Origin of the sequence: Streptobacillus felis (assembly GCF_001559775.1) — a bacterium.
GTDB classification, from domain to species: domain Bacteria; phylum Fusobacteriota; class Fusobacteriia; order Fusobacteriales; family Leptotrichiaceae; genus Streptobacillus; species Streptobacillus felis.
The window spans coordinates 1-11,400 of sequence record NZ_LOHX01000299.1; the positions used below are offsets into that span (position 1 = coordinate 1).

Below are 11,400 nucleotides of genomic sequence, written 5' to 3' on the forward strand. Positions count from 1 at the left end.
AATTTATGAAAAAATTTGATTTAAATACAATAACAAAAGAAGAGTGGTTAGATTGGATATATGAATATCATTATGATGTGAAAGAATTAGAAGAATGGATAAGAATGGGAAGTTTTATTTAAAATTATATTTATAAATTGTTGTATTAATGGATACAGCTTATAAAAAAATGGTGAAATTAATACAGGTGAAGTAAAGAGATAATTAACTTAGAAAAAGATAATCTTTTAGATATTCCTAGAGATGCTAAGGTTGTTAGTGATAGTTTAATAAAAGATTTTGCAAGTAGTGTTTGGTCAACTATAAAAGAGAATGCTCCTGTAGGACTGATAACAATGGATGTTTATGTAAGTGCAAAAACTTTAGGAAAATTTGTATTAAAAGGTGCTAAAATCACAGAATGACAAGCAGTTGTATTAACGGTATCGGTTATAGATGGATCAGATGAAATTAATAAATATGTAAGTTGTGGTACTATATATGGAGATGGAGATATATTATTGAAAAAATTTTTAGACGATGATGTATATAGGGTATTTAAAGGAATTGCAACTTTTGTAGTAGTGACACAAATTGGTAAAGATATATTGTTGAAATAAAAAATGGGGAAATAATAGAATTTGGTAAAAAGATTACAGATATAAATGAAGTAAAAGAAGTTTTCTCAAGGTTAAAAGAAAGTGGGGAAAAACAATAAATAAAGGAAAAGATTTAGTTAAAAGTGTTACAAAATCAGATGAATTATTGGATACAGGTAATATATTTTTAAAATTAAAAAAGATAAATAGAAGAATTAACTAAAATTGCAATAGATGTAAAGGAAATAAATCTAGGAATAAAAGTTGATGGAACTGTATCTACAGGACTGAAAATATAGAATGCCTTAGGAAATAATCTGGGAAGAACATTTAAAACATTTGATCATTATGATGTAACTGCTAAAAAAGCCACAAGTGTAAAAACTGTGTATTTAGAAGGTGCAAAACATATAAAACAGAAAAAGGTACGTATAATGTTTTAAAGAAATATATTGATGAGATAAATAATTTCATTCAGGATAGTAAAAATGGTAAAATTCGAATAAAAAAATTAGAAAAATTGTTAAAATATAAAAGAGAGGAGAAAAAGGTATGACTAATGTATATGTTTGGCTTGGGTTATTTATAACTTTCATATTAATTGAAATTGCTACATATAATTTAGTGACTATATGGCTTGCATTTTCTGCATTAATTGTATCAATATTAAGTATTTGGTTTGATAACCCACCACTTCAGATATTTATTTTCGCAGTATTAGTAGTAATATTCTTGCTATATACTAGACCTATATTAAATAAGTACTTTATCAAAGATAAATTTCATTCAGACTTTAAAGGACATAAGGTAGTAATTGTTGATAAAGAAAATGGAACATATATAGTTAAATTTAAAGATAGTAAATGGACTGCTATCTCAAATGAAGAATTTAATACTGGTGATGTTGCATATATTGAAGCTTTTGAAGGTAATAAAATATTAATAAAAAAATAGAAAGAGGTATAAATTATGATTATTGTATTTGGAATAATATTATTAATTTTTGCAGCTATTGCAATTTCTGGGGTAAGAATAGTTCCAGAATCTTATGTATATGTTATTGAAAGATTAGGTAAATATTCACAAACTTTAGAATCAGGATTAAGCTTTATTAATCCTTTTGTTGATAGGGTTTCTAAAAGAGTTACATTGAAAGAACAAGTAGTAGATTTTGACCCACAAGGTGTTATTACTAAAGACAATGCAACTATGCAAATAGATACAGTAGTTTATTTTCAAATTACTGATCCTAAATTATTCACTTATGGAGTAGAAAGACCTATAGCAGCTATAGAAAATCTTACAGCAACTACATTAAGAAATATTATAGGGGACATGACTGTAGACCAAACATTAACAAGTAGAGATGTAATTAACTCTAAAATGAGAATGGAACTTGATGAGGCTACAGATCCATGGGGAATTAAAGTAAACCGTGTGGAGTTAAAAAGTATAATACCTCCTACAGAAATAAGAATAGCAATGGAAAAAGAAATGAAGGCAGAGCGTGAAAAAAGAGCTAAAATACTTGAAGCTCAAGCTCAAAAAGAAAGTGCTATTCTAGTTGCTGAAGGAGAAAAAACAGCAGCAATATTAAGAGCAGAAGCTAAAAAAGAAGTAAGCATAAAAGAAGCTGAAGGTAGAGCAAAAGCTATAATTGCTTTAAAAGAAGCAGAAGCAGATGGAATTAAAATATTAAATTCAGCTTCTCCTAGTAAAGAAATACTTGCATTAAGATCACTTGAAAGTTTAGAAAAAGTATCACAAGGTGAAGCAACTAAGATATTTATTCCTAGCGAATTACAAAATTTAACTTCACTACTTGCAGGTATAAGAGAAATAAAATAGTTAGGATGATATAATGTTAAAAGATTTAAGTAAAAAAGAAAGAATAATTTTTGTATGTTATATTATAGGTGCTTTTTTAGTGTCACAATTTATAGCTGGTTTCGTTTTTGGTGTGGTATCAGCTCTAAAAAATGATGGTAATTTAGATACTTATTCTATATTAATACTTTCAAATTTAATAAATATATTTTTTATAAGATATATATTTTATAGATATAAGATTAATATCTTTGCTGAGAAAAAAAATAAATTATTAGAAATAATAGCAGTAATAGTGATTTCAGCATTGTTTAATATCTTGTTAGGTATTGTAACGTCGTATTTTGAACTAAGTACTAGTAACCAAGAAGCATTGGAAGTAATTATGCAGGGTAAAAGTATTATTTACCTTATTATAGGTAGTGCAGTTATAGTTCCTATTGCTGAAGAGTTGTTGTTTAGAGGTGTTTTTGCTAACCTATTTAGTAATAGAAAAATTAATTTTATACTATCAGTTTTACTTTTTGCATTAATACATGGTCCTAAAAATGTTGTGGAATTTATACCATATTTTTTAATGGGTATATTATTTACCGGAACATATTTTTATACAGGATCTATAAAGCTTGCAATGCTATCTCACATGGTAAATAATTTTTTAGCTATGTTGTCATTTTACTTTAAGAATTAGGATGGGAAAATTATGAACAAATTAGAACAAATTTTTGAAAAGTTAGAAATAGATGGTCTTTTACTTACAGACTATTACAATAAAAGATATTTTACAGGATTTACAGGTAGTACTGGAATTGCATTAGTTACTAAGAAAAATAAGTACTTTATTTCAGATTTTAGATATACTGAACAAGCAACTAAACAAGTTTCAGAATATGGATTTACATTTATTGAAGATAATGCAAGAAACTATAATAAATTAGTTGAACTTGCAAAAGTAGACGGTGTTACTAAATTAGGAATAGATAATTTATCACTTTCATATTCTGAGTTTGAAGCAATTAGTGAAGCTTTTTCTTTTGCTAAATTAATTAAATCATCAAATGAATTAGTAGCTTCAAGAAGAATAAAAACTCCAGAAGAAATTGAAAAAATAAGAAAAGCAATAAAAATAAGTGAAGAAGCTTTACTTGAAACCATACCTCAAATTAAAGAAGGAATGACAGAAATAGAAGTTGCAGCTATATTAGAATATAACCAAAGAAAAAGAGGTGCAAGTGGAACTTCATTTGATACTATAGTTGCAAGTGGATATAGGTCAGCTATGCCCCATGGGGTTGCAAGTGAAAAAAAAATAGAAAAAGAAGAATTCATAACTATAGATTATGGTTGCTACTATGATGGTTATGCAAGTGATATTACAAGAACTATTTATTTTGGAGAAAACATAGAACCTAGAATGTTAGAAATTTATGAAAAAGTTAGAAAATCTAATGAATTAGGTATTGAACTTATAAAAGCAGGTAAAACAGGTAAAGAAATAGATGCAGCTGTTAGAGAATTTATGGGAGATGATGCAAAATACTTTGGTCATTCATTAGGACATAGTTTTGGGTTAGAAGTACATGAAGTTCCTATGCTTTCTATGAGAGATGAAACAAAATTAGAAGCAGGAATGACAGTTACTGTAGAACCAGGAATTTATGTTTCAGGTTATGCAGGTGTTAGAATAGAAGATGATATAGTAGTAACAGAAAATGGACATGAAGTTTTAACAAGTTTAGATAAGAAATTAATTATGGTATATAATAAGTAAGGTAGGTAGAATATGGAATTTGATAAATATGATATAGATTATTTAAACAAGTCTACAGATGATTATTTAATATTTGTAAGAAATAATTTAGAAACTATAAAAAACCTTTACTTAGAATTATACAATTATTCTATACCAAGAGATGATAGTATATTAATATATGGTGAAAATGATATAGTGAGTAGAAAAATAAAGAAATTAGAAAATGACGAATTTTTAAAATATGAATCACTACTAAAAAAAGATCTTATAGATGTACTAAAAAGTAATGGTATATATGTAATAGATAAAGAAAAAAAACAAATGATAAATTAAAATAAAAGAAGCCTCAGGCTTCTTTTATTATACAATTAATCTAATTCTACATTTCCAGTATATAATTGATAGTAAGTTCCATGTTGTTTTATTAAGTCATGGTGATTTCCACGTTCAATTATTTTACCATTTTCTAATACTATTATAGCATCACTATTTCTAATAGTTGAAAGTCTATGTGCTATAACAAATACAGTACGGCCTTTCATTAAATTATCCATACCGTTTTGAACTATTCTTTCAGTTCTTGTATCTATATTTGAAGTAGCTTCATCAAGTATTAATACAGGGGGATCTGCTATAGCAGCACGAGCTATTGCTATTAACTGTCTTTGTCCTACTGAAAGTTCTTCAGCATTAGTTGTAAGAACAGTATCATATCCATTAGGTAACATATGTATGAAAGAATCAGCATGTGCAAGTTTTGCAGCTGCATAAACTTCTTCATCAGTTGCATCTAATTTACCATATCTAATATTTTCCATTATAGTACCTGTGAATAGTTTAGTATCCTGTAATACTATACCTAATGATTTACGTAGATCATCTTTTTTAATATCTTTTATATTAATACCATCATAAGTAATAGTTCCATCATTAATTTCATAGAATCTATTTATTAGGTTAGTTATAGTAGTTTTACCAGCACCTGTAGCACCAACGAAGGCTAATTTTTGTCCAGGTTTAGCATAAAGTGTTAAGTTATCTAATATAACTTTATCTTCGTTATATCCAAAAGTCATATTTTCAAATCTAACTTCACCTTTTAATTCAGTTAAGTTACCATTTTCATCACGCCAAGCCCAGTGTCTACATTCTTCGCCTTGTTCTTCAAGTACATTTTTATCGTTATAACATGCATTTACTAGAGTAATCTTACCTTCATCAACTTCAGGAGTTTCATCAAGTAAGTTAAATATTCTTTCTGCACCAGCTAAAGCCATAAGTATAGAGTTAAATTGCATAGCCATTTGCATAAATGGTTGAGTGAAACTCTTAGTAAATTGTAAATATGAAACTAAGATACCTACAGTTAATCCACCTAGATTATTTACATAAAGTAATCCACCTAGTATTGCAGTAAGAACAAATTGTAGATTTCCCATATTACCTATTACAGGAGCCATTAAGTTTGCAAATATGTTTGCACGAGAAGATGCTGTAAATAATTCTTCATTTAATTTATCAAATTCTTCTTTAGCTATTTTTTCGTGGTTGAATACTTTTATTACTTTTTGACCACTCATACTTTCTTCTATATATCCTGTAACATTTGCAATATTTTTTTGTTGCATACCAAAGTATTTTCCAGTATTTTTTCCTATAGTTTTAGTAATGAATATTAAGCTTACTACCATAAGAATAGATAAAATTGATAGTAGAGGTGCTAGTAATATCATAGAAATAAATGACCCTACGATTATTATAGTTGACGAAATAACAGTTGGTATAGCACCATTAATCATATGTCTTAGTGATTCAGTATCATTAGTAAATACACTCATAATATTACCAGTATTATTTTTATCAAAATATTTAATAGGTAAAGTCTGCATATGTCTAAATGATATATCTCTTATTCTTTTTAAAGTACCTTGAGTTATCTTAACCATAAGTAATGTATATGTAAGTGTTGCAAGTGCACCAGTTAAAAATATAGCAGCAAGGAATCCTATCATCTTATACATATATATAAAATTAGGATTTGCATTACCTATTAAAGGAGTAATATAGTCATCTACTATATATCTTAATGAAAGTGAGACAGAAATTGATGCAAGTGAACTAATTACTATTGCAAAAAGTACTACTATCATTTCTTTTTTGTAATATTTAAAGATAAAAGACATTAATCTACCTAAAGTTTTTTTAGTATTTTTAGGTCTTCTACTTTTTGTATTAGTTTCTTTACTCATTTTCTTCATCTCCTTTCACCTGAGAGTTATATATTTCTTGATAAATTGTATTGTTTTTAAGTAATTCACTAGGTGTTCCAATACCATTTATTTCACCATCTTCAAGTACTATAACTATGTCAGCATCTTCTACTGAAGAGATTCTTTGAGCTATAATTATTTTAGTAGTGTTAGGTATTTGATCAAAGAAAGCTTTTTTGATTAAACTTTCTGTTTTAGTATCTACAGCACTAGTTGAATCATCTAGTATTAATATTTTAGGTTCTTTTAATAAGGCTCTTGCAATACATAATCTTTGTTTTTGACCTCCAGAAACATTGTTTCCACCTTGGTCTATCTTTGTTTGATATCCATCAGTGAAGTTAGTAATAAATGTATCTGCCTGTGCTAATTTACATACTCTAATTACATCTTCTAAAGTAGCATCAGGATTACCCCATTTAATATTTTCTTCTATAGTCCCTGAGAATAGTTGATTTTTTTGTAATACCATAGCAACATTATCTCTAAGTACTTCCATATCGTAGTCTCTAACATCAATACCAGCAACTTTTACTGATCCCTTAGTTACATCATAAAGTCTTGGTATTAGTTGAACTAAAGTTGATTTTGCACTACCTGTTGATCCTAAGATACCAACTGTTTGACCTGATTTAATGTTAAAATTAATATTTTTAAGTGCAAGGTTACCATTGTTACCTGAATAACTGAAATATACATTTTCAAATGAAATATTACCATTATCAATAGTTTTAATATTTTCTTCCTTATTATACATATCAGGTTCTTCATTTAATATCTCTGAAATTCTATTAATAGCCGCTTCAGATATTAATAGCATTACAAATACAAATGATATCATCATTAAGGCCATAAGAATTTGTATAGAATATACTATTACTGAAGTTAATTCTCCAGTTTGCATATTTCCAAATACTATACTTTTTCCACCTATTATTAGTATAAGTATTATTACAGTGTATACTGTAAATTGCATTACAAATGAGTTAAGTGATGCAAATCCTTCTGCTTTTGAGAAAAGCCTAAAAATAGAATTTGATGTATCTGAGAATTTATCTATTTCGAAATCCTCTCTTACATAAGCTTTAACAACACGAGAAGCATTAACATTTTCTTGAACTTTTCTATTTAACACATCATACTCTTTAAAAGATTTTACAAAGTATGGGTATGCATTACTAATAATTAAGTAAAATGCTAAAGCTAAAAATGGTATGACTCCTATAAATATTTTTGAAATATTTGGATTTATAGTAAATATCATAATTAAAGACATTATTAACATTATTATAGTTCTAACAAATAGTCTTATACTCATCATAAATGCCATTTGAACATTAGATATATCATTAGTCATACGAGTTACAAGACTTGATGTAGAGAATTTATCAATGTTTTTAAATGAAAAATCCTGTATTTTATAAAATATATCGTGTCTTAAATTTTTAGCAAATCCAGAACCTGCTATTGCTGCCATTCTACCTGACAATATACCTAATAAAAGTGCTAAAGCAGCTAATATTATTAAGATTATACCCTTTTTAATAATATATGGCATATCTCCATTTTTTATACCTACATCAATAATTTTAGACATTTGTAGAGGTATTAATACTTCAGTAAAAACCTCTAGTATCATAAATACAGGAGCAAGTATAGTTTCTTTTTTGTATTCTCTTATAGAATTTAAGATTTTTAATTTCATTCATTTTCTCCTTTTTTTAAATTTTCATTCATTTTAAGCAAAGTATTGTTAAAAATATCTATTTCTTTAACAGAAATATCAGCAACTAACATATTTTCGATTTTTGCTATATTTTTTAATATTTCTTCTCTAATTTTTATAGACTTTTCTGTCATCTTAATTATTTTAATCCTCTGATCTTTATCTGATGAAACTCTAGTAATTAATTCATCTTTTTCAAATGATTTTAATATTTCAGATACGGTAGATTTACTAAGTGAAAAATGATTTTCTATTTCTTTTTGACATATATCTTTTTTGTCACTTAAAAGTACTATATATTTTAATATATATTTTTGTAGATTGTTCAGATTAAAATTTGAAAAATTAAGACTGTATTTTTCTAATCTCTTAAAAAGAGTAATTAATGAATTGATTGTATTGCTTTTCATATTACCATCCTTTTTTAATAAAAAATAGTTCATATCCGAACTAATAGATACATTATATAGATAAAAAAGAGAAAAGTCAATTAAAAAAATGAAAAAATAATTGACAAAGTAAAATTATTATTGTATAATTACTATTGTCATTGGGAGATATGCCTAGGTAGCTCAGTTGGCTAGAGCATGCGGTTCATACCCGCAGGGTCGAAGGTTCGAATCCTTTCTTAGGCACCATTTATTTAAAATAATAAAAATAGATAAAATGCTGTAGTTTTCTACAGCTTTTTTTTATCTAAAGATAAATAATTTTTTCACTTCTTTCTTGATACTTGACCATTTATGTTGTAAAATTTGTTGGACAAATAGGAGGTAATTATGAAAAAAATATTATTAACTGCAGTATCGCTTTATTCAGTATTATCATTTTCTAAAACTACAGGATATATAAATGCTGATGTACAACCTGGATTTAAGGGAATGCAAAAATATAGAAATGAAAAAGAAGATCTTTATTTTGGTGAAGCAAAAATTGATATGGGTATATATCTAGACTCAAATAAAGATAATATGATTTTTGCAAATGGAAGAATAGCTCAAGATAGTAGACCAGATAGAGAAGTAGATGGATTTATTGGGGCTTTTACAAAAAATGATATAGATGAAAACACTAAAGTAAGTGTTAAAGGTCTATATAGACTACCACAAAGTTTTTATATAGGTGCTTTTGATATTAAAAGATATACAGCTGAAAACCCTAGAGAAACTATTGTAAGATATTTAAAAGATAATGGTGAGTTAGAAGGGTATGTATATATTAAAACAGTTTGACTTGAACGTAGAAGTCATATAACCTATATTCTAGATACAATAATAAGATAATTGATCCAAGACTTGTAGCATTAAAAGATTATGCAAAAAAAGCCTTATATGATAATGGATATATTTTAGAGGATAAAGATACAATTTTATTATCTGCAAATTTAGAAGGTAAAGTAAAAAATACTAAATATTTAGCAGGGGCTATATATAATAGTGAAGATTTTAAAGATTATACTCATAGATTAGATACAAGATTTAAAACAGAAACAGAGTTTAAAAAAGCTGATTTAATAACGGATGTTAAATATAAATTGGGGAATTTTGAAAAATTAGAAATTCATCCAGATAGAGGATTCTTATACGAAATAAGAAGCAATAACCTATACAATGCTGGAACTCTTTCAGCAGAAATTGGAGTTAAATCAGATAGATTAGCTAATAACTTAAAAAATAGTAATATGTTAAAATTTGAAGCAGTTAATATTTTACCTAGAGTTGAAAATAATTTGAAAAAACATGATTTTAGATTGAGTTTAAATAATAATTTTGACTATAAAGTAAACGAAAATTTAAATTTAATGACAGACTTAAACTATAAAGCAGATATTTTAAGTGTTAAAGAAAATGAAGTAGAAAAAGGGTTAATAAGTCATTATCCAGAACTAGACTTTAAACTAGATTACAAAAAAGATAATCTTGAATTAAAAGCAAATGTATATGATAAAGTACTTATAGATATTAATTTAGAAACTAAAAAATCTAGAGTTAACAATCATCTATTAGTTGACACTTCATTAGGATATAAAATAAATAAAATATTTAAATTTAATGCTATGTTTAGAGATGTATACTTAACTGATTCCCATAGAAAATTAGAAGATGATTTAGGTATTTTCAACCCTGATAATGAATATGAAAGAAAAAGATTTGTACAAAGTAATGCAATGATAACTGGTGCAGGTATATTAGCGGAAACAGAAGTAGGTAAATTTAAATTTAAGAATAATCTTGATGTAAGATATAGATTTGACTATCTAGGAAAAGAAACGTATCGTCCATTTGAAACAGAAGATAATAGCCCTATAGTGCACCATGTATTTGCATGGAGTGAAAATTCTATTAATGTAAAAGTAACTGATGAACTAAACTTAAAAGCTAATTTAGATATATACTTTAGAAATAGAAATGATGCAAAATATAGAATAATACCATCTGAAAATTGGGAAGAAAAAGAATATATCGATAAAGAAATACTTCCAGGGTTTGAAACAATTAATTATGCTTTAGTTTTCACAGGATTTGGAATAGACTATAACACAAATAAGGTTAAATTTATAAATGATACTAAGCTTATTATTTCTCCTATATATGTTGTTGATAAAAAACCAGAATTTGAAGAATTAATTTTTAGAACTAAAAACTACCTAGATTATAAAATAAATAATATAGTAGAATTAAATGCAGGATTAGATTTAGAATATGTAAACCATGGAATTGCAACCACTTACGTACTTAAAAGAGTAGTTCTTAATCAAGGATACTTAGAAAAAAATAGATTAATTGACCATTATAAAGATGACTATTATGCTATGGGAGATTTTGATCACCAAAGCGAATTTGAATATTGGTGGGGTACAGGTAAATATGATTCTGTAGATAAAACAGTATTAATTACTCCTAGTTTAGGATTAACTATTAATACATTTGATAATAGATTAAAGATAAAACCATCAATTTTTGCAACAGTTCATATAGGTAATATGGATGATAAGACTGTAGTATCAAGATATGATGCTAGAGGAATATTGAAATTTGAATATGTATGGTAAAAAAGGGGCTGTTCCGAAATAAACAGTCTAAATAAACAAAAAAAGCCAGAAATAAAGCTGGCTTTTTTTGAACTAAAAACACGCATAAACATTGATAAAATCACTGTTTTATGGTATAATTAGTTATGCTAAAAATACAATTAAATAGTATCACAAACACAAAAGAAAATCAACTTTTTGAAGTAAATAATTAC

Annotated in this window: 10 protein-coding genes and 1 tRNA gene; 8 read left to right on the forward strand and 3 right to left on the reverse strand. The window is 26.5% G+C overall.

Annotated elements, in window-relative coordinates:
* Window positions 1-1,130: 1,130 nt before the first annotated feature.
* From AYC60_RS06185 to AYC60_RS06205, 5 genes are read left to right on the forward strand one after another with little or no spacing between them, the layout of a single operon-like run.
* On the forward strand, window positions 1,131-1,532 hold the full coding sequence (locus tag AYC60_RS06185; RefSeq protein ID WP_067322517.1) for an NfeD family protein: 402 nt from the start codon (window positions 1,131-1,133) through the stop codon (window positions 1,530-1,532).
* Window positions 1,533-1,544: 12 nt separating this feature from the next.
* Window positions 1,545-2,426 carry an SPFH domain-containing protein gene (locus tag AYC60_RS06190; RefSeq protein ID WP_156447690.1) on the forward strand — a complete coding sequence of 294 codons (882 nt, stop codon included), beginning with the start codon at window positions 1,545-1,547 and terminating at the stop codon, window positions 2,424-2,426.
* Window positions 2,427-2,439: 13 nt separating this feature from the next.
* Complete coding sequence (locus AYC60_RS06195) at window positions 2,440-3,096, forward strand: CPBP family intramembrane glutamic endopeptidase (RefSeq protein ID WP_067322523.1); 657 nt, start codon at window positions 2,440-2,442, stop codon at window positions 3,094-3,096.
* Window positions 3,097-3,108: 12 nt separating this feature from the next.
* Window positions 3,109-4,176: a M24 family metallopeptidase gene (locus AYC60_RS06200; protein ID WP_067322525.1), complete on the forward strand. Its 1,068-nt coding sequence runs from the start codon at window positions 3,109-3,111 to the stop codon at window positions 4,174-4,176.
* Between the two features lie 12 nt (window positions 4,177-4,188).
* A complete protein-coding gene (locus tag AYC60_RS06205; RefSeq protein WP_067322528.1) occupies window positions 4,189-4,491 on the forward strand; it encodes a hypothetical protein in 303 nt (100 codons plus the stop codon).
* 35 nt (window positions 4,492-4,526) lie between these two features.
* On the opposite strand, the gene AYC60_RS06210 is transcribed toward AYC60_RS06205, so the two are convergent.
* From AYC60_RS06210 to AYC60_RS06220, 3 genes are read right to left on the reverse strand one after another with little or no spacing between them, the layout of a single operon-like run.
* Window positions 4,527-6,407, reverse strand: coding sequence for an ABC transporter ATP-binding protein (locus AYC60_RS06210; RefSeq protein WP_067322531.1), 1,881 nt, complete (start codon window positions 6,405-6,407; stop codon window positions 4,527-4,529).
* On the reverse strand, window positions 6,400-8,133 hold the full coding sequence (locus tag AYC60_RS06215; protein WP_067322534.1) for an ABC transporter ATP-binding protein: 1,734 nt from the start codon (window positions 8,131-8,133) through the stop codon (window positions 6,400-6,402). The genes AYC60_RS06210 and AYC60_RS06215 overlap by 8 nt, the downstream gene beginning before the upstream one ends.
* On the reverse strand, window positions 8,130-8,564 hold the full coding sequence (locus tag AYC60_RS06220; protein WP_067322536.1) for a MarR family winged helix-turn-helix transcriptional regulator: 435 nt from the start codon (window positions 8,562-8,564) through the stop codon (window positions 8,130-8,132). Before AYC60_RS06220 ends, AYC60_RS06215 begins: the two co-directional genes overlap by 4 nt.
* Before the next feature lie 151 nt (window positions 8,565-8,715).
* On the opposite strand from AYC60_RS06220, the gene AYC60_RS06225 reads away from it, so the two are divergent.
* From AYC60_RS06225 to AYC60_RS06235, 3 genes are all read left to right on the forward strand, one after another.
* Window positions 8,716-8,792: transfer RNA gene (locus AYC60_RS06225), tRNA-Met, on the forward strand.
* A 141-nt stretch (window positions 8,793-8,933) separates the two neighbouring features.
* On the forward strand, window positions 8,934-9,386 hold the full coding sequence (locus tag AYC60_RS06230) for a hypothetical protein (protein ID WP_067322539.1): 453 nt from the start codon (window positions 8,934-8,936) through the stop codon (window positions 9,384-9,386).
* A 302-nt stretch (window positions 9,387-9,688) separates the two neighbouring features.
* Entirely contained in the window at window positions 9,689-11,206 is a 1,518-nt protein-coding gene (locus AYC60_RS06235; protein WP_067322542.1) for a hypothetical protein, read from the forward strand.
* The last annotated feature ends 194 nt before the right edge of the window (window positions 11,207-11,400 follow it).

Bases quoted from the DNA above. Each gene is read 5' to 3' on its own strand.
- AYC60_RS06210 (WP_067322531.1), bottom strand. From the start codon at position 6,407: ATGAGTAAAGAAACTAATACAAAAAGTAGAAGACCTAAAAATACTAAA.
- AYC60_RS06230 (WP_067322539.1), top strand. From the start codon at position 8,934: ATGAAAAAAATATTATTAACTGCAGTATCGCTTTATTCAGTATTATCA.
- AYC60_RS06200 (WP_067322525.1), top strand. From the start codon at position 3,109: ATGAACAAATTAGAACAAATTTTTGAAAAGTTAGAAATAGATGGTCTT.
- AYC60_RS06215 (WP_067322534.1), bottom strand. From the start codon at position 8,133: ATGAAATTAAAAATCTTAAATTCTATAAGAGAATACAAAAAAGAAACT.
- AYC60_RS06205 (WP_067322528.1), top strand. From the start codon at position 4,189: ATGGAATTTGATAAATATGATATAGATTATTTAAACAAGTCTACAGAT.
- AYC60_RS06195 (WP_067322523.1), top strand. From the start codon at position 2,440: ATGTTAAAAGATTTAAGTAAAAAAGAAAGAATAATTTTTGTATGTTAT.
- AYC60_RS06220 (WP_067322536.1), bottom strand. From the start codon at position 8,564: ATGAAAAGCAATACAATCAATTCATTAATTACTCTTTTTAAGAGATTA.
- AYC60_RS06185 (WP_067322517.1), top strand. From the start codon at position 1,131: ATGACTAATGTATATGTTTGGCTTGGGTTATTTATAACTTTCATATTA.